Annotated in this window: 15 protein-coding genes and 2 pseudogenes; 7 read left to right on the plus strand and 10 right to left on the minus strand. The window is 71.6% G+C overall.

Going from position 1 to position 22,089, the window contains the following annotated elements; all coding sequences use genetic code 11:
• Nucleotides 1–134 precede the first annotated feature (134 nt).
• A complete protein-coding gene (locus ACZ4N5_RS33645) occupies nucleotides 135–1,307 on the plus strand; it encodes a N(5)-(carboxyethyl)ornithine synthase (protein ID WP_467760812.1) in 1,173 nt (390 codons plus the stop codon).
• Between the two features lie 21 nt (nucleotides 1,308–1,328).
• Here ACZ4N5_RS33645 and ACZ4N5_RS33650 read toward each other — a convergent pair whose 3' ends face one another.
• The 3 genes from ACZ4N5_RS33650 to ACZ4N5_RS33660 all read right to left on the minus strand — a co-directional run bounded on the left by ACZ4N5_RS33650 (nucleotide 1,329) and on the right by ACZ4N5_RS33660 (nucleotide 3,435).
• Nucleotides 1,329–2,051, minus strand: coding sequence for an NADPH-dependent F420 reductase (locus ACZ4N5_RS33650; protein WP_467760838.1), 723 nt, complete (start codon nucleotides 2,049–2,051; stop codon nucleotides 1,329–1,331).
• A gap of 196 nt (nucleotides 2,052–2,247) precedes the next feature.
• Nucleotides 2,248–2,460: an EF-hand domain-containing protein gene (locus ACZ4N5_RS33655; RefSeq protein WP_261705625.1), complete on the minus strand. Its 213-nt coding sequence runs from the start codon at nucleotides 2,458–2,460 to the stop codon at nucleotides 2,248–2,250.
• Nucleotides 2,461–2,520: 60 nt separating this feature from the next.
• A complete protein-coding gene (locus ACZ4N5_RS33660) occupies nucleotides 2,521–3,435 on the minus strand; it encodes a MerR family transcriptional regulator (RefSeq protein ID WP_467760813.1) in 915 nt (304 codons plus the stop codon).
• A 54-nt stretch (nucleotides 3,436–3,489) separates the two neighbouring features.
• Between ACZ4N5_RS33660 and ACZ4N5_RS33665 the strand changes: the two are divergent.
• Nucleotides 3,490–4,121, plus strand: a pseudogene (locus ACZ4N5_RS33665) (GNAT family N-acetyltransferase).
• Nucleotides 4,122–4,344: 223 nt separating this feature from the next.
• Here the strand turns inward: ACZ4N5_RS33665 and ACZ4N5_RS33670 are convergent.
• From ACZ4N5_RS33670 to ACZ4N5_RS33695, 6 genes are all read right to left on the minus strand, one after another.
• On the minus strand, nucleotides 4,345–5,544 hold the full coding sequence (locus ACZ4N5_RS33670; protein ID WP_467760814.1) for a YncE family protein: 1,200 nt from the start codon (nucleotides 5,542–5,544) through the stop codon (nucleotides 4,345–4,347).
• Nucleotides 5,544–6,383: a polysaccharide deacetylase family protein gene (locus ACZ4N5_RS33675; RefSeq protein WP_467760815.1), complete on the minus strand. Its 840-nt coding sequence runs from the start codon at nucleotides 6,381–6,383 to the stop codon at nucleotides 5,544–5,546. Before ACZ4N5_RS33675 ends, ACZ4N5_RS33670 begins: the two co-directional genes overlap by 1 nt.
• Nucleotides 6,384–6,826: 443 nt before the next feature.
• Nucleotides 6,827–7,330, minus strand: coding sequence for an ATP-binding protein (locus ACZ4N5_RS33680; protein ID WP_467760816.1), 504 nt, complete (start codon nucleotides 7,328–7,330; stop codon nucleotides 6,827–6,829).
• A 364-nt stretch (nucleotides 7,331–7,694) separates the two neighbouring features.
• Entirely contained in the window at nucleotides 7,695–8,462 is a 768-nt protein-coding gene (locus ACZ4N5_RS33685) for an enoyl-CoA hydratase/isomerase family protein (protein WP_261705631.1), read from the minus strand.
• A 123-nt stretch (nucleotides 8,463–8,585) separates the two neighbouring features.
• Nucleotides 8,586–9,836, minus strand: a complete 1,251-nt coding sequence (locus tag ACZ4N5_RS33690; RefSeq protein WP_467760817.1) for a L,D-transpeptidase — start codon at nucleotides 9,834–9,836, stop codon at nucleotides 8,586–8,588.
• Nucleotides 9,837–10,016: 180 nt separating this feature from the next.
• Nucleotides 10,017–11,246: a L,D-transpeptidase gene (locus ACZ4N5_RS33695; RefSeq protein WP_467760818.1), complete on the minus strand. Its 1,230-nt coding sequence runs from the start codon at nucleotides 11,244–11,246 to the stop codon at nucleotides 10,017–10,019.
• 151 nt (nucleotides 11,247–11,397) lie between these two features.
• On the opposite strand from ACZ4N5_RS33695, the gene glgX reads away from it, so the two are divergent.
• Nucleotides 11,398–13,722 carry a glycogen debranching protein GlgX gene (gene glgX / locus ACZ4N5_RS33700; protein WP_467760819.1) on the plus strand — a complete coding sequence of 775 codons (2,325 nt, stop codon included), beginning with the start codon at nucleotides 11,398–11,400 and terminating at the stop codon, nucleotides 13,720–13,722.
• Nucleotides 13,723–13,755: 33 nt separating this feature from the next.
• On the opposite strand, the pseudogene ACZ4N5_RS33705 reads toward glgX, so the two are convergent.
• Nucleotides 13,756–13,980: pseudogene (locus tag ACZ4N5_RS33705) on the minus strand (response regulator transcription factor); the annotation flags it as partial.
• 310 nt (nucleotides 13,981–14,290) lie between these two features.
• Here ACZ4N5_RS33705 and ACZ4N5_RS33710 point away from each other — a divergent pair.
• Genes ACZ4N5_RS33710 through ACZ4N5_RS33725 form a run of 4 tightly spaced genes read left to right on the plus strand, consistent with a single transcriptional unit; the run spans nucleotide 14,291 to nucleotide 21,963 of the window.
• Nucleotides 14,291–16,357: an ABC transporter ATP-binding protein gene (locus ACZ4N5_RS33710; protein WP_467760820.1), complete on the plus strand. Its 2,067-nt coding sequence runs from the start codon at nucleotides 14,291–14,293 to the stop codon at nucleotides 16,355–16,357.
• Nucleotides 16,354–18,390, plus strand: a complete 2,037-nt coding sequence (locus ACZ4N5_RS33715) for an ABC transporter ATP-binding protein (protein WP_467760821.1) — start codon at nucleotides 16,354–16,356, stop codon at nucleotides 18,388–18,390. Before ACZ4N5_RS33710 ends, ACZ4N5_RS33715 begins: the two co-directional genes overlap by 4 nt.
• Before the next feature lie 43 nt (nucleotides 18,391–18,433).
• Nucleotides 18,434–20,209 carry an ABC transporter transmembrane domain-containing protein gene (locus ACZ4N5_RS33720; protein ID WP_467760822.1) on the plus strand — a complete coding sequence of 592 codons (1,776 nt, stop codon included), beginning with the start codon at nucleotides 18,434–18,436 and terminating at the stop codon, nucleotides 20,207–20,209.
• A complete protein-coding gene (locus ACZ4N5_RS33725) occupies nucleotides 20,206–21,963 on the plus strand; it encodes an ABC transporter ATP-binding protein (RefSeq protein WP_467760823.1) in 1,758 nt (585 codons plus the stop codon). Before ACZ4N5_RS33720 ends, ACZ4N5_RS33725 begins: the two co-directional genes overlap by 4 nt.
• Nucleotides 21,964–22,089: the final 126 nt, after the last annotated feature.

Below are 22,089 nucleotides of genomic sequence, written 5' to 3' on the forward strand. Positions count from 1 at the left end.
GGGGTCCCCGGCCTGGACCGGAGTACGGTGGCAGTACCGAGCGCACCTCGCACGCCGCCATCCATCGCGGCGTCGCCCTCGGGGAACGGCAAGGCCGGAGCACATCGCGTCCGGCCGGAAATGAGCCGCCCCACATGAGTCTGATGAGTCTCGGAGTACTCGCCACCTCCCGCAAGGAGAACGAGTTCCGCCTGCCGCTGCACCCGCGCCACCTCGACCGGATCGCCCCGGACATGCGCGAGAGAATCTTCCTCGAACGGGGCTACGGCGAGCGTTTCGGCGTCGCCGACGACGCGCTGCGGCCCCTCGTGGCCGGACTGCGCTCCCGCGAGGAACTCGTCGCCGAGTGCGACATCATGCTGCTGCCCAAGCCGATGCACGAGGACGTGGCCGAGCTGCGCGAGGGCCAGGTGCTGTGGGGATGGCCGCATTGCGTGCAGGACGAGAAGATGACCCAGATCGGCATCGACCGGCGGCTGACGCTGATCGCCTGGGAAGCCATGAACCACTGGACCTCGTCGGGCGCCTTCAGCGTCCATGTGTTCCACAAGAACAACGAGCTCGCGGGCTACTGCTCGGTGCTGCACGCGCTCCAGCTCGGCGGGCTGACCGGCAGCTACGGGCGCCGCCTGCGCGCGGTGGTCATCAGTTTCGGCGCCACGGCGCGCGGAGCGGTCACGGGCCTGGGCGCCATGGGGGTTTCCGACGTCACGGTGCTCACCCAGCGCGCCGCCGCGGCGGTCGCCTCGCCGATGCCCTCGGTCGTGATGGGCCACTTCGAGGAGCAGGAGGGCGACCCGTCACGCCTGCAGGCCTCCACTCCGGCCGGGCCCGTGCCGCTGGCGGAGTACCTGGCCGGGTTCGACATCATCGTCAACTGCATCCTTCAGGACACCGACGCGCCGCTCATGTTCGTCACCGACGAGGAACTCGCCCGCTTCCGGCCGGGGACCTTCTTCATCGACGTCGCCTGCGACGAGGGCATGGGCTTCGCATGGGCTCGCCCGACGACTTTCGGCGAGCCCATGCACACCGTGGGACCGGGCTGCCACTACTACGCGGTGGATCACAGCCCGTCCCACCTGTGGAACTCCGCCACCTGGGAGATCAGTGAGGCGCTCCTTCCCTACCTGCGCAAGGTCATGAGCGGCCCCACGGCATGGGACGCCGACGTCACGGTCAGAAAGGCCATCGAGATCCGCGACGGCGTCGTCCAGAACCCGAAGATCCTTTCCTTCCAGCAGCGCTCGGCCACCTATCCCCACGCTCCCGTGATTCCCACGACCGCGCTGAGCCCGGCGATCTAGAGATCGTTCATCGTGGGGCGGTCACCCGCGGAAGTCCGCCTGGCGCTCCGGGGACGCCTCCGCCAATGCCTTCGTGACCGCGTCGAGGCCTTCCTGGAGGCCGTAGACGGGGGTGCCGGGCTGCTGGCGCCAGGAGTCGTCCAGACCGCCGGAGTCGACGGTGTCGAAGCCGATCTCGTCGATGAGGTCGCGCACGCGCCGCTTCGCCGCCGCGTCGTCACCGGCCACCGGGAGGGCCATGCGGTCGGGGGCGCCGGCCGGGCGGGCGCGGTCCAGGAGGTCCTGCGCGAAGGTGCCGTTGAAGGCCTTGATGACCGTGTGGCCGATCTGCTGGGCGGTCCAGCGGCTCTCGGTGAGGCCGTCGTCCTCGATCCCGGCGATCTTGCCGTCGCGCTGCTGGGGGTAGTAGTTGCCGGTGTCGATGACGGCGACGCCCTCGGCGGCTCCGTCCAGGATGCCGTCCGGCAGGTTCGGTACGGCCTTGAGCGGGATCGTGACGATCACGACCTCCGCGCCCTGTGCCGCCTGCTCGACCGTGACCGGGGTCGCCCCGGTCTCCTCGGCGAGCGCGCCGAGCGTCTGGGGACCGCGCGAATTGGCGACGGAGACGTCGTGACCGACAGCGGTGAGCCGCCGGGTGAGGTTGCCGCCGATGTTGCCCGCGCCGATGATGCCGATCTTCATGAGAGACAGACCCTTCTGGGGTGGATGCTCCTGATGGGCACACCAACTCCGGGGGCGGATGAGCTATTCCGGGACGTACGGCATCCGGGTGACCGGCACCGAGAACGCCGGGGTCCGCGGGCCAGGACTCCGCACCGACGGGCTGCCGGACCTGCCCGCCCTGCCCGCTCGACCAGCCCTGCCCGCTCCGCCAACGGGTTCCGTCACGGCGAAGGGGCGCCCGCCGGAAACCCGGTGGGCGCCCCTTCGACGGGCGTCATTTGCTCAGGTGGGTCCAGAACTCGTCGAACGAGAGGACCTTGTCGCCGTTGAGGTCGCGGCTGGCGATGACGGCCTCCGCCACCGACTCGGTGACGTTCCAATCACCGCCCTGGGCGAGAGCGGTCTTGAACTCGGCTGCGGTGATGAAGCCGTCACCGTCCGTATCGATCCGCTCGAACTGCTTGCGTGCTTCCTCGATGTCGGCCACCGATCCGCCCCTTCGTCGTGCATCACTGCGTGCGTTACTGCCTTGTGTACGGAGGTCACATTAACGGTCCGCGCGAGCGCGCAGTGCGGCGACCACCCAGCCGAACTCGTCGCGGTGCGCCGGCAGCGGGTCCAGGCCGCGGACCAGCGCGGTCAGCTCCCTGAAGCGGGCCATCTCGGCATGCGCCGCGGATTCCATGCGCGCGAGGACGGCGGCCCGGTCGGCGTCGCCGAGCAGGCCTCCGAGCACCGCGTCCGCCTCCGGCGACCCGGGGTGGACACCCCGCCCCAGCGCCTCGCCCGCCAGCTGCACCAGCCGGCTCATGAACCACAAGGAGGTGCCCGATGGCACCTCCGGCCCCCGGTCCGCCGCGTTGAACTCGATCGTCTCGCGCATCCGCGCCCGGAAGCCCGGGTCCTGGATCAGCTCGGCCAGCTCCACCCAGGCGTCCACCTGCCCGGGTGTCGGGTCGTCCGGCAGATCGCCGATGCTGAACCGCATCCGGGTCCGGATGTCGGGGTCCGCGGTGTCCAGGCCCCCGAAGGTCTCCTCCATGAAGTCGTCGATGATGCGCCCTCGTTCGGCGGCCGAGAGCCGCGCCAGCTTGTTCATGAGTGTCATCTCCTGTGCGCTCGAACCACGTCGTGCCACGGTCGACAGCACCGCCCGGGTCACCTTCAGCGACCTGATCTGTGTGTCCAGGGCGGCCACGTGCGCGGCCGCCACCTCCGCCACCGTCGTCTCGCCCGCCAGCACCCTGCGCACATCGCCGAGACCCAGCCCGAGTTCGCGCAGGGTGCGGATCAGTTCCAGGCGGGCCACGGACCCGGCGTCGTACAGGCGGTAGCCGCCCGTGGACCGGGCCACCGGGGGCAGCGCGCCCTCGTCCGACCAGTAGCGGATGGTGCGGACGGTCAGGCCGGTGATCCGGGCCAGTTCGCCGATGGTGAAAAGGCCGGTGCCGTCGTCGATCATGTCTGCGAGTCTGGGCCTTCCAGTGGGTGGAGACTCAAGCGGCGGGGGACAGTCATGCCCGGTACTCTGCGCGACATTCTGGACGCCGCGGCCCGTGGAGTCCTCCCGCCGCCCGACGGTGCCACCACGGTCGTACGCCAGCACTCCCCCCGCGACGCCGGCGTCCTCGCCTTCACCGCGCACTCCGTCGTCTTCACCGACGAGGACGAGGGCTGGGTGCGCGCGGCACTGGGCGATCTCGACTGCGACGCGCTCGCCGCGACCATGAATCCCCGGTTCCTCGCCGCGTTCATGGAGCGGACGGGGCGGTCGAACGACACGATCTGCTGTCCGTCGCCGGCCCGCTCCCCGGCCCCGCGGCCCTCGCGCTCACGGAGATCGACGACGTCGGTCACCCCCGGGTCGCCGGGTCCCGAAGGCGGCGCGAAGAGGTGCGGGCATGGGCGGCGGACGGCGGGGTCCTCGTCCTCGGGCGCGGGGTCGGCGGGCGCCTGGAGGTCGCGGTCGAGGTGGACGAGGACGTACGGCACCGGGGGCTGGGCCGGGCGCTCGCGTCGGCGGCGCGACATCTCGCGGACGAGCCGGTCTGGGCGCAGGTGGCGGCGGGCAACGCCCGCAGTCTGCGGGCGTTCCAGGCGGCCGGTTACCGTCCCGTCGGAGCGGAGGCCCTGCTCAGCCTTCGCTGACCCGGCGCCCACCGAACCGGCCGTACCGAGCCGGCGCGTACCGAACCGACGCGGCGGTCTTGGTGCCGACGGCCGCCGGGGACCGGGCGACGGCAATGGCAACGGCCCGCCGCCGCAGGCGGGTTGTGATCGTACGGAGCACGATCACGGCGCTGCGGCGACGGGCCCGGGGTCGTCGCCCGTACGACGGCGTGTAAGCCACGGCCGGTCAACGGGCGCCGCTCTAGCGGAAGATGCCGGTGTGGCCGAGCGAGTACCGGCCCGGCTGGGGGTAGACGGCGAGGCCGTGCGGGCCGCTGCCGACTTTGATGCGGGCGAGCTGGACGCCGGTGCGGGTGTCGATGGCGTACACCTCCGAGTTGTAGCGGCCGGAGAGCCACAGGACCTTGCCGTCCGCCGACACACCGCCCATGTCGGGGCTGCCGCCGTCGGGCAGGTGCCACTTCTTGGTGAGCCGGTTCCGGGTGAAGTCGAAGAGGGAGATGGTGCCTTCGCCGCGGTTGGAGATGTACATCTCGCGCGAGTCCCGGCTGACGTAGAGGCCGTGCGCGCCCTTGCCCGTGTGCAGCAGGGTCGGCTCGGTGAACTTGTCGCCGTCCAGAACCCACACGCCGTCGGCCATCATGTCGGCGATGTAGAACTTCTTGCCGTCCGGCGAGATCTTCACGTCCTGCGGCATCGCCCCGTGGAACGGCAGCTTCTCCTGGCCGATCACCTTCATCCGCTCGGTGTCGACCTTCAGGAGTTCGCCGCTGAACTCGCAGGACACGATGAAGTAGCGGCCGTCCGGGGAGAAGTCGGCGTGGTTGACGCCGTAGCAGCTGACCGGCTCCGTCCTGACGGTCTTCATGGTGTGCGCGTCGCGGAAGACCAGTTCGCGGTCGAGGGAGGCCATCACGATGGCGTACTTGCCGTTGGGCGTGAAGTAGAGGTTGTACGGGTCGTGCACATCGACCGGCTGCCCCGCCTTCCCCGTCCTCGGGTCGATGGGGGTGAGGGTGTTGCCCCGGTCGTTGTTGACCCACAGGGTCTTCATGTCCCAGGAGGGGACGACGTGCTGGGGTTGGACGCCGACCGGGATCGTATCGACGACCTTGTACGTCTTCGGGTCGATGACCGAGACCGTGTTGGAGTTGGTGTTGGGCACGTAGACGCGGGACGGGAAGTCCTTGACCACCGGGGAGAGCCGGTTCGGGCGGTCGGCGGCGTAGACGTCCGCGGGATCCAGCAAGGGGGGCATACCGGGCAGGCCCTGGACCGTCCGCTGCTTCGGCTGGGCGGGCCGGACGACGGCGGCCTTGGTGCCGAGGGCTTCGTCGGCATGGTCCCGGGAAGGGCTGCTGCAGCCCGTGAGGGCGGCGAGCGTGGTGAGGGCGGCGCCGGCGATCAGGACGCGGCACAGGGAGGAGGGTGGCGTCAGCATCAGCTCAGCAGCTCCGTGGTGGTGACCGCGCGCAGGCCGCGGCGGTCGAGTTCGTGCAGGAGGGCGGGGAGCGCGGCGACCGTGTCGGCGTATCCGAAATGCATGCTCACGACGGAGCCGGGGCGGACTTCGGCCAGGACCTTGCGGGTGACCGCGGTGGCTCCCGGCGAGGTGTAGTCGAGGGAGTCGACCTCGTAGGAGAGCGTGTGCGGGTAGCCCGTTTCGCGGGCGAGGCGCTGGACCAGGGGGGAGGCCCGGGGGCTGCGGGACGGCCGGAACCACGTGCCGATCGAGCCGGTGAGCCGCTTGAGGCGGTCCGCGCAGCCCCGGATCTCCGCGGCGGCCTCCGCCGGTGACATCGCGTTGATGTCGAGGTGGCGAAGGGTGTGATTGCCGAGGTCGTGGCCGCCGTCGAGGATGCGGCGGGCGAGGTCCGGGTGCTCGTCCAGCCAGGTGCCGACGGCGAGGACGGTGACCCGGGCGCCGGCCTTCTCGGCCTCGCCCAGAAGCGAGTTCGCGACGGCGGGGTCGCCCTGGCCGTGGAAGGTGAGGGCGACCTTGGACGGGTGGGTGCGGGGCCCATGGGTGATTTCGGAGGGCTGGGCGGGGTAGCGGCGGGGGGCGGGGGCGAGCGCGGGGGCTCCGCGGGTCGCGGTGGCGGGGGGTGCGCTGGGTGCGGCCGGAGGTGTCGTGAGGTTGTGGGGGTGGGTGGCGCGCGGGGTGGAGCAGCCTGCGGTCACTCCGGCGGCGAGGGTTCCTGCGGTGAGCGCGAGTCCCGTGAGCAGGGCAGCGCGCCGGGGCGGGGCGGGGGCTGCGTGGTCTTCGGCGGGCGTGGTCACCGGACCATTTAAGGGTGAATCGGCCGAAAAACCGGCGATTGGTCCGGCTGGGTGGTGGTGCGGGTCGCTTTGCGGCTCCCGGATACGGAGTCGCACGGGGTCTGCGGAGCCCATAAGCGGAGCGGGATCCCCTGCTTTTGGATCAGTCGGCCGCGTCTGCGATAGTCGGCGATGCGACCTCCACCCATTGACCCGGGCCACGGTTGTCGCCGGTGGCGCGGTTCACACCCCAATTCGTTCCGCGACACCTCGCAAGCCCCGGCTGTCACACGGCCGGGGCTTTTGCGTTCGGGTCGCCAGGTACGAGGCTTGTGCGTACGAGGCTTGTGCGTACGGGGCTCGTGCGCACGGGGATTTCACGTACGGGGCTTTCGCGCACGGGCCGGAACGGGTCGGCGGCCGGAGCGGGTTGGCGGCCGGAACAGGTCAGGGGTCGGGACGAGTCAGCGGTCTACGACGCGCATCTCGAACCAGGTGGTCTTGCCCCGGGGCAGCAGGTCGACGCCCCAGCGATCGGAGAGCTTGTCGACGAGGAAGAGACCCCGGCCGCTCAGGTCCATGTCCTGGACCGGCATGAGACAGGGAAGGCCGCGGGAGGGGTCACGGACCTCGATACGGATCCAGCCGCGGCGGCGGCGCATACGGAGTCCGAAAACGCGGGCGCCTGTGTGCCGTACGGCGTTGCCCACGAGTTCGGAGACGAGTAAGACCGCGTCCTCGGTCATCTTCGGGGACAGGCCCCAGTGCCGCAGCACCACGACCTGGGTGAGTCGCCGCGCGGTGGCCGCGGACTCCGGGCGGGACGGCAACGGCACCTCTCCCTCGGTGGGATTGCCGAACAACTCCAGTGCCTTGAGCGCCCGTTCGTCCTCGACCGCAGGCGTCCAGCGCGCCGCGGTCGCACTTCCGTGCCGCCGCGGCTGTTCGATACCCTCCAGCCCCGCCATGCCCCCATCATGGCCGCCAAGACCCCCCTTCGGGGCCGTTCCGGAGGAATACGCCCCCCGGAACGCGACATTCCACACCATCCGATCGGCATATGCCGGGGGCAGTTCGGGGTTGGTGAGGACCCCTCCGACCTGCCGGAACAGGCCCGTCGAGGGCAATCGCCGGCCTCCCACGACAAGGTTCGCTTAAGGCTGTCTTAAGCCTGGGATAAACCGCCCCAACGGGGGACGCCGGGTAAGACATCGCGTCAACTGCGAGTGGATCAGCGGGATTGACGAGGGTGCCGTCCGCCACGTCGGCGGCCGTCGGCCGGTCGGCCCGGGAGACCAGGAATCCGTGTCCCGGGCCGACGCGGCGGACGGCTCAGAGGAACTTCGCCTTGCCGGGGCCCTCTTCCACGAAGCTCCGCATTCCCCGCTCGCGGTCCTCCGTCGCGAACAGGCCGGCGAACCAGTTCCGCTCGATGGTCAGTCCGGTCTCGATGTCCGTCTCCAGGCCCGCGTCGATCGACTCCTTCGCGGCGCGCAGCGCGATGGCCGGTCCCTGCGCGAGCCGGGCGGCCCACGCGTGCGCGGCGGTGTACACCTCGGCGGCGGGGACGACCCGGTCGACCAGGCCGAGCGCGAGGGCCTCGTCGGCCTTGACCATGCGGCCGGTGAAGATGAGGTCCTTGGCCTTGGAGGGGCCGATCAGCCGGGACAGCCGCTGGGTGCCGCCGGCACCGGGGATCAGGCCGAGCAGGATCTCCGGCTGGCCCAGCTTGGCGTTGTCCCCGGCGATGCGGTAGTCGGCGCAGAGGGCGAGTTCGCAGCCGCCGCCGAGCGCGTATCCGGTGACGGCGGCGACGACGGGCTTGGGGATGCGGGCGACGGCGGTGAAGGAGTCCTGCAGGGCCCGGGACCGTACGACCATCGCGGCGTGGTCCATGGCCTGCATCTCCTTGATGTCCGCGCCCGCCGCGAACACCTTCTCCCCGCCGTACAGCACCACCGCGCGGACGTCCGGCCGGATCGTGGCCTCCTCGGCCAGTTCCTTGAGGCGGTCCTGCGTCGCGACGTCCAGGGCGTTCATGGGAGGGCGGTCCAGGCGGATGGTGCCCACGCCTTCGGCCACTTCGAGATGCACAGTCATGGAAGCAGGTTAGTGGCCGTTAACGACCCCGGGCCGGGTGTGCTGAGTCACAGCACACCCGGCCCGGTGAAAAGCGGCCACTCGATCCGGTCCGGCGCGGTTGCCCGGTCCGGTCCGGCACGGTTACTTGATCCAGTCCGACCAGGACATGTTCCAGCCGTTGAGGCCGTTGTCCGGGGCGACCGTCTTGTCGTGGGAGTGCTTGACGACCACCACGTCGCCGATCATCGAGTTGTTGTAGAACCAGGCGGCCGGCACGTTGCCGTCGTAGCCGCCGCGCACATCGCGCAGGCCGACGCAGCCGTGGCTGGCGTTGAAGTTGCCGAAGGCGCCGCCACCCCAGTAGTTGCCGTGGATGAAGGTTCCCGAGTTGGTCAGGCGCTGGGCGTGCGGCACGTCCTTGATGTCGTACTCGCCGCCGTAACCGACCGTCTCGCCGTTCATACGGGTCACCTTGAGGCGCTCACTGATGACCATCTGACCGTTCCAGGTCTCGTAGCCCGGCTTGCCCGTGGTGATCGGGATGGTCTTGAGGACCTTTCCGTCGCGCCTGACGACCATCTTGTGGGTCTTGGCGTCGACGGTGCTGACCTGGCTGCGGCCGATCGTGAACTTCACGGTCCTGGCCTGCTTGCCGTAGACGCCGGGGCGGCCCTCGACACCGTCGAGGTCGAAGGTGACGGTGACCTTCGTACCGGCCTGCCAGTAGTGCTCGGGACGGAAGTCGAGACGGTCGTTGCCGAACCAGTGGCCCTCGACGTCGACCGCCGGCTCGGTCTTGAAGGTGATGGCCTTCTTGACGTCGTCGGGGTGCGTGATGCCCCGGGTGAAGTGGATCGAGAAGGGCATCCCGACGCCCACCTTGGAACCGTCCTCCGGCGTGTAGATGCCGACGAACGTGTTCTTCGGGGTCAGCGTGGTGAACGCGGCCTCCTCGGCCGCCTCACGGCCACTGGCGTCCTTGGCCACCGCGTGGACCTTGTACTTGGTGGCCGCGGTGAGGTGGGTCGAGGGCGTCCAGGTGGTGCCCCCGTCCGTGATGCTGCCCTGGACCGCCTTGCCCTTGGTGTCCTCGACCTCGACCTCGGTCAGCTTGCCCTTGGCCGCGGTCACCTTGAGGGCACCGCTGGTCTTCACGTCGGCGGCGCCGTCCTTGGGCGCGATGGTCACCACGGCCTGCGAGGCCTTGGTGTCCGCAGTGCCGCTGGAGCTCTTGCCCTTGCCGTCCCCGGAGCCGGACCCCTGGTCCGAACTCCCTCCCCCGCCGCAGGCGGTCACGGCGAGCAGCAGAACTCCCAGCAGCAGCGCCAGGATTCCCTTGCTCTTGTGTGTCCGCGCGCCAACCGACGCCCCCGATATCGGTCGCCCGTTCAAAATTGTTTCTCCCCTCGCACGGCCTGATCAGGCCCGCACTCCAGCGCGTCCCACGCGCGTATCGCGCTAATTAATCACACGACCTGGAGTGATGGCTCCCCGGGAAGGTCACCGTTCAGTCCCAACTTCGGCCGTACGGGGCGCGGCTGGAGCCCACCGTGCGCATACCCGTATATCGGGTTACTTCACCGCCCCACCCCTTTTCCACTCCTTCCAGCCCATGTTCCAGCCGCCCAGTCCGTTGTCGGGGGCGACCAGCTTGTCCTTGCTGTGGACGACCTCGATGACGTCCCCGATGAGGCTGCGGTCGAAGAACCAGCCCGCCGGGGTGTCCGAGCTGCCGCCCTTCACGTCCCGCAGGCCCACGCACCCGTGGCTCACATTGGCGTTGCCGAAGGCGTCCGGCGCCCAGTAGTTGCCGTGCAGGAAGGTTCCGGAGTCGGTCAGGCGCATCGCGTGCGGAACGTCGGGGATGTTGTACTCGCCGCCGAATCCGACGGTCCGGCTGTTCATCCGGGTCACTTCGAGCATCTCCGTGACGACCATCTTCCCGTTGTACGTCGTCGTCTTGGGCGCCCCCGCCGTGATCGGCACCGTGGCGATGAGGTTGCCGTCGCGGCGTACCTCCATGGTGTGGGCGCCGGCGTCGACCAGGGACGTCTGGCTGCGGCCGACGGTGAACGAGAAGGTCCTGGACTGGAGTCCGTACACCCCCGGTGCCGCTTCGACGTCGCGCAACCGCAGCGCCACGGTGACTTTCGTGCCCGGCTTCCAGTACCGCTCGGGCCGGAAGTCGACGCGGCCGTCGCCGAACCAGTGCGCGCGGATCTCGACCGGGGGCCGCGCCTGCACGTGGATGGCGCGCTCGACGGCGGCCCGGTTCGCGATCTCCCGGTTGAATTCGAGGGACACGATCATTCCGGTGCCGACGACGGACCGGTCCTCCGGAGTGACGTATCCGATGAACCGCTCGTCGGGGACGGCCGTGGTGAACGTGGTGTGCCGTGCCGAGCGGTGCCCGCTCCCGTCCAGGGCCACCACGTCGACGGTGTACTTGGCGGCCAGGGCGAGCCGCGTCCCGTCCGGTTTCCAGGACAGGCCGTCGTCGCTGATGTGCCCCGGCACCGGGGACTCCTGGGCGTCCTGGGACCTGACGACCTTCACGGACTCCAGGCGCCCGCTGGGCACCCTTACCAGCAGCGGCTCCTGCGGGCGTACGCCCTTGGTGTTGTCGTCGGGCGAGACATGGATGACGTCCTCGGGCGACCGTGGTTTTCCGAACGCCTCGCCGATCCCCTTCGAGATCCCGTCGGAGGAACAGCCGGAGGCTCCGGCCAGCAGGCCGGCCCAGGTCAGTACGGCGGCCAGCGCGGCCCCTGCGCGCCGCGCGCGCGTCTGTACGTGCTTCACAAGTGACCCAACGACGCCGCCCCTCCGGGGAAACGTGAGTGCGAGCCACGCTCTGGGCAGAACAGTGGGGAGGACGACGCGACAAGGAGCTGCGGCCGGGACGCCGTGCACCCTTTTTCGTGCCGTTCCACGAGCCGTGGGAGGCTGACCGGTGTCGAGCGCACCCGAGCAGGAGGCGGTCCACGAGGGACATGCCGCGGGCGGCGGGCTGCCCGCGCAGACCGCCACGGACCCGGCGGGGTCGTCCGCCGCCGCACCGGCGGCCGCGGACCCGGCGGTGGAGCCGGCCGCTCCCGCGGTGAACGGCGCGCGGCGGCGCCCCGCGGCGCCCCCCGTCTCCGTGTGGCCGGGTGCCCCGACTCCGCTCGGAGCACGCTTCCGGGTCGGGCCGGACGGCACCACGGGCACCAACTTCGCGCTGTGGGCGGGCGGTGCGGAGGCCGTCGACCTGTGCCTCTTCGACGAGGAGGGCGCCGAGACCCGCGTCCCGCTCACCGAACTCACCCACGAGATCTGGCACGGCTTCGTCCCCGGTGTGCACCCCGGCCGCCGCTACGGCTTCCGGGTGCACGGCCGCTGGGACCCGTGGACCGGCGCCCGATGGAACCCGGCGAAGCTGCTCCTCGACCCGTACGCCCGTGCCGTGGACGGCGACTTCAGCCTGCCGCCGGAGGTGTACGGGCACGTGCGGGACTGGCCCCAGCAGCAGGTCGCCGACACCGTGCGCGACGAGCGCGACTCGGCGCCCTTCGTCCCCAAGGGTGTCGTCGTCCAGGACGACGACGACTGGTCGGACGACCACCGCCCGAAGACCCCGTGGGCGGACTCGGTGATCTACGAACTGCACGTGCGCGGATTCACCCGTCTGCACCCCGGCATCCCCGAGGACCTGCGCGGCACGTACGCGGGACTGGCGCACCCGGCCGCGATCGAGCACCTGGTGAACCTCGGGGTGACGGCGGTGGAGCTGCTGCCGGTGCACCAGTTCGCGCACGAGGACCATCTGCTGCGCCGGGGCCTGAAGAACTACTGGGGCTACAACTCGATCGGCTACTTCGCCCCGCACGCGGGCTACGCCGCCTCCGGCACGACCGGCCAGCAGGTCGGCGAGTTCAAACGGATGGTGCGCGCGCTGCACGCGGCCGGGATCGAGGTCATCCTCGACGTGGTCTACAACCACACCGCGGAGGCGAGCGAGCTGGGCCCGATGCTGTCGCTGCGCGGCATCGACAACCGGGGGTACTACCGGCTCCAGTCGGACGCCCGCCGCTACGCGGACTACACGGGGTGCGGCAACACCCTGCACGTCGTGCAGCCGCAGGTGCTGCGGCTGATCACTGACTCGCTGCGGTACTGGGTGACGGAGATGGGCGTCGACGGCTTCCGCTTCGACCTGGCGGCCGCGCTCGCCCGGTCCATGCACGACGTCGACATGCTGTCGCCGTTCCTCGCCGTCATCGCGCAGGATCCGGTGCTGCGCCGGGTCAAGCTGATCGCCGAACCGTGGGACGTGGGCTCGGGCGGCTACCAGGTGGGCGCCTTCCCGCCCCTGTGGACCGAGTGGAACGACCGCTACCGCAACGCCGTCCGGGACTTCTGGCGCGGCGCGCTGCCCGACGTACGGGACCTGGGCTACCGGCTGTCCGGGTCGAGCGACCTGTACGCCTGGGGCGGACGGCGTCCGTACGCCTCCGTCAACTTCGTGACCGCGCACGACGGTTTCACCCTGCGGGACCTCGTGTCCTACGAGCGCAAGCACAACGAGGCGAACGGCGAGGGCAACCGGGACGGCACCGACGACAACCGGGCCTGGAACGGCGGGACGGAGGGCGAGAGCGAGGACGAGCGCGTACAGGCGCTGCGGCGGCGGCAGTTGAGGAACCTGCTGACGACGCTGCTGCTGTCGACCGGGGTGCCGATGCTGGTCGCCGGGGACGAGTTCGGGCGGACCCAGCGGGGCAACAACAACGCCTACTGCCAGGACAACGAGATCAGCTGGGTCGACTGGTCGCAGCTGGACGACCCCGGCTGGCGGGCGCTGTTCGAGCTGACGTCCCGTCTGATCGCGCTGCGGCACGAGCATCCCGTGCTGCGCCGCCGGGCGTTCTTCTCCGGGCGGGCCCATTCGGTCGACGGACTGCGGGACCTGGCCTGGTTCACCGCGCGGGGCACCGAGATGACGGAACGGGACTGGTACGCGCCCGCCGCGACGCTCGGGATGTATCTGTCCGGCCGGGACATCCCCGGCCGGGACGCGCGGGGCACCCCGGTCGTCGACGACAGCTTCCTCGCCGTGCTGCACGCCGGGGACCGGCCGGCCTCCTTCGACCTGCCGGGCACTCCCTGGGCCGCGCGGTACGAGGTGGTCGTGGACACCTCGCGCGAGGACCAGGCCGAGGCGCCCGGGCTCGTGCACCGGGCGGGCACGGCGATCACGGTGCCGGCGCGGTCCGTGCTGCTGCTGAAGGTCCGCTGACGGCGCGCCTACGGGTGCCGGAGCGCGGCCCGGTCAGCCGAGGATCCCCCGCTCGTACGCCGTCGCCACCGCCGCCGCGCGGTCCTTGACGCCCAACTTGGCGTACAGGTGGGTGAGATGGGTCTTCACGGTCGCCTCGCTGATGAACAGTTCGCGGGCGATCTCGCGGTTGGGGGTGCCCTTGGCGACCAGGGCCAGCACCTCCCTCTCACGGGCGGAGAGAGGCTCGTTGCCGGGGGCGCCGGAATCACGGACGGCGAAGCCGGAGCCGAGCCGGTCGGTGAGGCCGAGGCGTTCGGCCAGCGTCGACGACGGCCCGGCCGCCGTAGGACTTGCGCAGTCCGCTCACTTCGATGACTGACATGGTCCGAGAGTTCCAGCGGGCCCCCCGCCGGTACATCGGCCATCGCGCTCGAACCGGCATCAGCCGATCGGTTGATGCGGCGGTACGACCCCTCGAACGCCCGCCCCGGCAGTGGCCGCGCGGGCGCCCGCGTGCTTCGAACGATTCACGGTGCGCCGAAAACTCGGTGGGCACTGTCAGTGGTGAAACGTAGGCTCGCACGTGATGCCCACACCAGATGCCGCCGCCCTGGACCACCCCGACCGTTCGACCGTACGCAGCCTGCTGCGCCTGTGGCCGTATGTACGCCCGGTGCGGGCGCGGCTGTTCTGCGCGGCGTTCGTCGCGGTGGTCGCGTCCTGTCTGGCGCTCGTGTTCCCGCTGATCCTGAAGTGGATGGTGGACGGTCCGGTCACCGGGCACGATCCGGCGGGCGTCTGGCTCGGGGCGCTGTATCTGCTGCTGCTCGGCATCGCCGAGGCCGGTCTGTTCGGACTGCGCCGATGGCTGGTGGCACGCCCGCTGGCCGGGGTCGAGGCGGCGATGCGCGCCGATCTGTACCGGCATCTGCAGCGTCTGCCGGTCGCCTTCCACGACCGCTGGGCCTCGGGTCAGCTGCTGTCCCGCGCGACCACCGATCTGATGCTGGTCCGCATGTTCCTGGCGTTCCCCCTGACCTTCCTGCTGGTGAACTCCGTGACGATCCTCGCGGGCATCGCCATCATGCTGGCCCAGGAATGGACCCTCGGGCTGGTGCTCCTCGCCCCGGCCGTCCCGGTCATGATCGTCTGCTGGCTCTTCGAGCGGCGCTACGCGGAGGTGGCACGGCGGGCGCAGGACCAGGTCGGCGACCTCACGACGGTGGTCGAGGAGAGTGTGCTCGGCATCCGGATCATCAAGGGCTTCGGACGCCATCGCAGCCAGGCGCGCGCGTTCCGGGAGCTGTCCCGGACGTTGCGCGGCACGGAGCTGGTCAAGGCCCGGCTGCTCGCCTCCATCTGGGGCGTCATCGTCACGCTGCCCGAGTTCGCCATCGGCGCCGCCCTCGTCCTCGGGACGGTCCAGGTCGCCGACGGCCGTCTCTCCGCCGGCACGCTGGTCGCGTTCCTGTCGACCGCGCTCGCCCTGCGCTGGCCCGTCGACTCCATCGGCTTCCTCCTCGCGATGAGCCAGGAGGCCGGGACGGCCACGGAGCGGTACTTCGAGGTCATGCACGCGACGCCGGAGTCGGAGGCCACGTCCCCGCCGGCCGCGGTGGCCGGGCGGGCTCCGGGTTCGGCTCGGGTACGGGTCACCACGGTCGCCCAGGATGACAGCGGGACAGCCGGGCGGGGTTCCCGCGCGGCCGGGCCCGGGGTGGCCCGGACCGAGACCGGGGCCAGGACCGGGTCCGGGACCGAGACCAACACCCGGACCGACACCCGGACCGGGGCCAAGACCCGGACCGGGGCCAAGGCCGGGGCCGAGACCGGGACCGGAGCCGGGGTGACCGAGGCCGTGACCGAGGCCGTGACCGAGGCCGTGACCGAGGCCGTGACCGAGGCCGACGGTGGACTGCGGTTCCATGGTGTCGAGTTCCGCTATCCCGACGCGCCCGCGGACACGCCGCCCGTCCTGGTCCACATCGACCTGCATGTCCGCCCCGGCGAGAGCATGGCCCTCGTAGGCGCCACCGGCACCGGCAAGACCACTCTCACCGCACTCGTCCCCCGCCTGCACGAGGTGACCTCCGGCCGGATCACCCTGGACGGCCGGGACATCAGCGAAATGCCCCGCGAGGAGCTGCGCGAACTCGTCGCCGTCGCCTTCGAGGAACCCACCCTCTTCTCGGCCACCGTCGGCGAGAACGTCCTGATGGGCGCCGCGGAGACGGCGGGCCGGGCGGAGCTGGACCGCGCCCTCGCCGTCGCACAGGCCGACTTCGCGCACACGCTGCCCCAGGGCACGGCGACACAGGTCGGCGAGCAGGGCCTCAGTCTCTCCGGCGGGCAGCGCCAGCGGCTCGCGCTGGCCCGCGCGGTGGTCGGCCGGCCCCGGTTCCTGGTCCTCGACGACCCGCTGTCGGCGCTGGACGTGCACACGGAGGCGGCGGTCGAGGCCGCCCTGCGCCGGGTGCTGGCGGAGACGACCGCGCTGATCGTGGCGCACCGCCCGTCCACGGTCCTGCTGGCCGACCGGGTGGCCCTGCTCTCCGGCGGCCGGGTCACGGCGGTCGGCACCCACCACGAACTGCTGCGCACGCATGCCGAATACGCCCACCTGATGTCGGGTGCAGAGGAGGACGGCCGATGACGGCGGCGCCCAGGACCACCGCGCCGGACAAGGAACCCGAGGAGGGACCGGACGAGGGACCGAACGGGGGTCCGAGCGAGGCACCGGACAGAGGCCGGAACAAGGGGCCGCGCGAAGGCCGGGACGACGGACCGGGCGGCGGGCGAAACGGCCGACCGGGCCAGGACCGGAACGACGAACCGGGCGACGGACGGAGCGGCGGACGGCGGAAGGGCCGGGCCGTCCCGGAACCCGAGCCGTACCAGGACCCCTTCGACCGCGACACCCTTCCCACTCCCCCGGGCGCGACCGCGACGCTGCTGCGCTCACTGCTCGCCCCGCTCAGGGCCCGGGTGGCCGTGACCACCGTGCTGCTGCTGCTCCAGCAGGCCGCGGTCCAGGCGGGCCCACTGCTGGTGGCGTACGCCATCGACCGTGCCGTACCGGCGTTCCGGCAGGACGACCACGGGCCGCTGATCGCCGTCGGTGCCGCCTACCTGCTGTGTTCGGCGGCCTCCGGCGCACTCCAGTACGCCTTCATCATCGCCTCGGCCCGGGTCAACCAGGACGTCCTGCTCGATCTGCGCGGCCGGATCTTCCGGCACGCCCAGGCGCTCAGCATCGACTTCCACGAGCGCTACACCTCGGGCCGGCTGATCTCCCGCTCCACCACGGACGTCGAGTCGCTGCGCGAACTGCTCAGCGAGGGCCTCCAGGAGCTCGTCACGGTCATCCTGTCCTTCGTCTACATCTCGGCGATGCTGCTCTGGCTGGACGCCGGCCTGGGCGCCGTCGCGGTGGTCTCCTTCGTGCCGCTGTATCTGCTCATCCGCCGCTACCAGCGCCGGGCGGGCCGGATCTTCGCCGTCCGCTCGACGACGATCGCCGCGGTGATCGTGAAGTTCGCGGAGACGATGAACGGCATCCGGCCGGTGCGCGCGTTCCGCCGGGAGGCCGCCAACGAGGCCGAGTTCGGGGTGCTCAACCGGCGGCACGAGAAGACGAACGGCGACGCCCTGCTGGAGATGGCCCGCTATGTCGTCGGCTGCCGGCTCGTCGCCAACACGGCGGTCGCGGGCATCGTGCTGTGGGGTGCCTACCGGGTGGCATCGGACTCGCTGGCGCTCGGTGTGCTCGCCGCGGCGGTCCTCTACCTGCGCCGGCTGTACGACCCGATCGACCGCCTCGGCATGTTCCTGAACTCCTACCAGTCCGCGGCGGCCTCGCTGGAGAAGATCGCCGGTCTGCTGGCCCAGACGCCGTCCGTGCCGGAGCCTTCCGTACCGCGGCAGTTGCCTGAGCTCGCCTCCGAACACCCCGGCCGTGAGGTCGTGTTCGACGAGGTCCGCTTCGCGTACCGCACCGGAGGGGAGGTCCTGCCCTCCTTCTCGCTCACGCTGCCCGCCGGACAGACGGTGGCCGTGGTCGGCTCGACCGGCGCCGGCAAGTCGACGCTGGCCAAGCTCCTGGCCCGGTTCTACGACCCCTCCGACGGACGGGTCCTGCTCGACGGCGTCGATCTGCGCGAACTGTCGGTGCCCGAACTGCGGCGCGGGGTGGTGATGGTGACCCAGGAGGCGTTCCTGTTCTCCGGCACGGTCGCCGAGAACATCGCGATCGGCCGCCCCGAGGCGTCCCGCGAGGACATCGAGCGGGCCGCGAAGGCGATCGGCGCACACGACTTCATCAGCGCCCTGCCCGACGGCTACGACACGGACGTACGCAAGCGCGGCGGCCGGATCTCCGCAGGCCAGCGCCAACTCGTCGCCTTCGCACGGGCCTTGCTGGCCGACCCGGCCGTCCTGATCCTCGACGAGGCGACCAGCTCCCTGGACGTCCCGGGTGAACGGGCCGTGCAGCGCGCCATGTCGACGGTCCTGCGGGGCCGTACGGCGGTGGTCATCGCGCACCGGCTGTCGACGGTGGCGATCGCCGACCGGGTGCTGGTGATGGAGCACGGGCGGGTCGTCGAGGACGGCACACCCGCCGAACTCGTCGCGGGCACCGGCCGGTTCGCGGATCTGCACCGGGCATGGCGCGACAGCCTCGTCTAGCGGTGGACGGGCGGACCGACGGACAGAGGGGCGAAGAAGACACATGATCGACACGTACGCGGATCCGGGGACACCGGACCGGCGGGGCGGCTGGCGGTTTCTGTGGTGGCTGGTCACCCGGCAGGCGGGCCGGTCGGTCACCGGCGCGGTGGTCGCGAGCGTGTGGATGGGGCTCATGGCGCTGACGCCGTATCTGCTGTCCCGGGCGATCGACGACGGTCTGGAGCCGGGCGACGGGGTGGCACTGGCCGGCTGGACGGCCGCCGTGCTGGGCGCCGGGGTGGTCAACGCCGGTCTGGGTGTCGTACGGCACCGCACGATGACCCAGGTCCGGATGGACGCCAACTTCCGTACGGTCAAGCTCGTGGTCGAGCACGCGGCCCGGCTCGGTGCGGCGCTCTCGCGGCAGGTCGGCACGGGGGAGATCGTCACGGTCGGCGTCCGCGACGTGGACACGATCAGCACGTCGCTGACCGTCGTCGGGCCCGGTCTGGCCGCGGTCGTCACCTACGCCGTGGTGGCCGCCCTGCTGCTGCCGGTCTCGGTGCAGCTGTCCGCGGTCATCCTGCTCGGGGTGCCGCTGATGGCCGTCCTCGTCGGGCCGTTGATGAGCCGGCTCCAGGGGACCGAGACGGGGTACCGCGAACGTCAGTCCGTACTGACGGCACGCATCGGCGATCTCGCGGGCGGGCTGCGCGTCCTGAACGGGCTGGGCGGCAAGGGGCTGTTCGCGGACGCGTTCCGCCGTGACTCGCAGAAGCTGCGGGAACAGGGGTACCGGGTCGGCTCGGTGACGAGCTGGATCCAGGCACTGGGCATGGGGCTGCCGTCCGTGTTCCTGGCCGCGGTGACCTGGATGGCGGCCCGGCTGGCAGCTCAAGGCGCCATCACCATCGGCGAGTTGGTGTCCGTGTACGGCTATGTCGCGGTACTCGTCCTGCCGGTGTACTTCTTCATCGACTGCGCCTACGAACTCTCCCGGGCCGTGGTCGCCGCCCGGCGCGTCGTACAGTTCCTGTCCCTGGAGCCCGTCGCCTCTCCCCCGGGCGCGCTGGACGCCCCGGGGTCCCCGGCCGTGCTGCACGATCCGGAGTCCGGGGTCCGGGTGGTCCCGGGGAGGCTGACCGCGCTGGCCGGGGCCCGCCCCGCGGAGTCCGAGGCCGTCGTCGACCGGCTCGGCCGGTACGCCGCGTCGGACGTGACCTGGGGCGACGTACGGCTCGACGAGGTCGCCCTGCCCCAGGTACGCGAACGGATCCTGGTCGCCGACCACGAGGCCGACCTGTTCGCGGGCACCCTGCGCGAACTGGTCCGGGGACGCCGGGACCCCGCCGAGGAGGCCATCGCCACGGCCGTGCGTACGGCCGTAGCCGATGACATCGTGCTCGGTCTGCCGGGCGGTCTCGACTCGGCCGTCGACGCGCAGGGCCGCAGCCTGTCCGGCGGGCAGCGGCAGCGGGTGCGGCTCGTGCGCGCGCTCCTCGCCGACCCGGAGGTGCTGCTCGCCCTCGAACCGACCTCGGCGCTCGACGCCCACACCGAGGCGGCCGTCGCCACCCGGCTGCGCGCCGCGCGCTCGGGCCGTACGACCGTCGTGACCAGCACGTCGCCGCTCGTGCTGGACCGCGCGGACACCGTCTGCTTCCTGGTCGACGGCAAGACCGCCGCCACCGGCACCCACCGCGAACTCCTCAGAACGGAGCCGGGGTACCGGGCACTGGTGGCCCGTGACATGGAGCCGGACGGGGATACGGAGACGGGCGCGGCGAGAGACGCGGGTGGCCCGGAGGCGGGCGTGAACGAGGAGGTCGTGCTGTGAGCGTCCATCTGCCGGTCGCGGGGCGCGCCGACGTGCGGCGGGCGGCGGTACGGCTGATCCGGGCGGACAGACGGGTGTTCGCCGCCGTGCTCGGTCTCAACGCGCTGGCCGCCGCGGCCGGTCTGGTCGGCCCCTGGCTGCTCGGGCGGATGATCGACGACGTACGGAGCGGCGGCGGTGTGGAGGTGGTGGACGGGCCGGCGCTCCTCATCGTCGTGTCCGCACTGGCCCAGCTGCTGCTGGCGCGCTGGGCCCGGTACGTGGGGTACCGGTTCGGGGAGCGGACGCTCGCGCGGGTGCGGGAGGAGTTCGTGGAGCGGACACTGACGCTGCCCGCGTCGGTCGTGGAACGGGCGGGCACCGGCGATCTGACGGCCCGCGGCACCGCCGACGTCACGGTGGTGGGCAACACCCTGCGCGACACCGGACCCCAGCTGCTGATCTCCGGCGCGCAGGCGCTGTTCGTCCTGGTCGCCGTCTTCGTCATCAACCCGCTGCTCGGCGCCTGCGGCGTGCTGGGCCTGGTCGGCATCGCGTTCGCGCTGCGCTGGTATCTGCGCCGGGCGCGCACCGCCTATCTCGCCCAGGGCGCCGCCACCTCGGAGGTCGCCGAGATCCTCGCGGCCACCGCGTCGGGCGCCCGCACGGTGGAGGCGTTCGGACTGCGCGAGCGGCGGATCCGGGCGGGCCGGGACGCGCTGGAGGTCTCCCGGCTGACGCGGATGCGGACGCTGTTCCTGCGCAGCGTGTTCTTCCCGGCCGTGGAGATCTCGTACGTCGTGCCGGTCGTCGCGGTACTCCTGGTGGGCGGCGCGCTGCACGCCCGGGGCGCGCTGAGCCTCGGTACGGTGGTCGCCGCGACGCTCTATCTGCACCGGCTCGCCGAACCGCTCGACCAGATCCTGAACCAGGTCGAGCAACTGCAGAGCAGCGGCGCCTCGTTCGCCCGCGTGGAGGGCCTCGCCCGCGCGCCGCGCGCCGTCCGGGCCGACTCACCGGTACCGGTGGACGACCGGATCGACGTCACCGGTGTGCGGTACGCGTACGACCGCGGCGGCGAGGTGCTGCGCGGGGTCGACCTGACGGTGCGGCCCGGGGAGCGACTGGCCGTCGTGGGCCCCTCCGGCGCCGGGAAGACCACGCTGAGCAGACTGCTGGCGGGCGTCGACGCGCCGGGCAGCGGGTCGGTGACGGTCGGACGGGTGCCGGTCGTCGCCCTCGACCCCGAGCAGCTGCGCCGGCACGTCGTCCTCGTCACCCAGGAGCACCATGTCTTCCTCGGCACGGTCCGCGACAACCTGCTCATCGCCGAACCGACCGCAGGCGACGCCGAGTTGTGGGCGGCGCTCGCGGCGGTCGGCGCCGACGACTGGGCCGGGGAGCTCCCGGACGGGCTGGACACCGAGCTGGGTCCCGAGGCCCTGCGCGTCGACGGCTCACGGGCCCAGCAGCTGGCGCTGGCCCGGGTGGTGCTCGCCGACCCGCACACCCTGATCCTCGACGAGGCCACGGCGCTCCTCGACCCGACGACCGCCCGGCACACGGAGCGCGCGCTGGCCGCCGTCCTCGATGGCCGGACCGTCATCGCCATCGCCCACCGGCTGCACACCGCCCACGACGCCGACCGGGTGGCGGTGATGGAGGACGGCCGGCTGACCGAACTCGGCACGCACGACGAACTGGTGGCGGCCGAGGGGCCCTACGCGGCGCTGTGGCACTCATGGCACGGGGGGCGAGGTCCCGCCGACGGCTGAGCGGACGCGGTGGGCCACCGCGGCGGGCGTCCCTCCGGTCTTCCCCTAGGGTCTCTCCCCGATTCCCGCGAAGCGGGTGCCCGGCTAGCCTCGCAAGCAGTGGCGCTCCCTCGGCCAGCCGATCTG

This window comes from Streptomyces sp. NPDC026500 (genome assembly GCF_055567635.1).

What these genes read in the sequence shown, in the direction of transcription:
- ACZ4N5_RS33710 (WP_467760820.1), top strand. Translation starts at nt 14,291, where the DNA reads ATGCCCACACCAGATGCCGCCGCCCTGGACCACCCCGACCGTTCGACC.
- ACZ4N5_RS33685 (WP_261705631.1), bottom strand. Translation starts at nt 8,462, where the DNA reads ATGACTGTGCATCTCGAAGTGGCCGAAGGCGTGGGCACCATCCGCCTG.
- ACZ4N5_RS33660 (WP_467760813.1), bottom strand. Translation starts at nt 3,435, where the DNA reads ATGATCGACGACGGCACCGGCCTTTTCACCATCGGCGAACTGGCCCGG.
- ACZ4N5_RS33670 (WP_467760814.1), bottom strand. Translation starts at nt 5,544, where the DNA reads ATGCTGACGCCACCCTCCTCCCTGTGCCGCGTCCTGATCGCCGGCGCC.
- ACZ4N5_RS33645 (WP_467760812.1), top strand. Translation starts at nt 135, where the DNA reads ATGAGTCTGATGAGTCTCGGAGTACTCGCCACCTCCCGCAAGGAGAAC.
- ACZ4N5_RS33720 (WP_467760822.1), top strand. Translation starts at nt 18,434, where the DNA reads ATGATCGACACGTACGCGGATCCGGGGACACCGGACCGGCGGGGCGGC.
- ACZ4N5_RS33680 (WP_467760816.1), bottom strand. Translation starts at nt 7,330, where the DNA reads ATGGCGGGGCTGGAGGGTATCGAACAGCCGCGGCGGCACGGAAGTGCG.
- ACZ4N5_RS33715 (WP_467760821.1), top strand. Translation starts at nt 16,354, where the DNA reads ATGACGGCGGCGCCCAGGACCACCGCGCCGGACAAGGAACCCGAGGAG.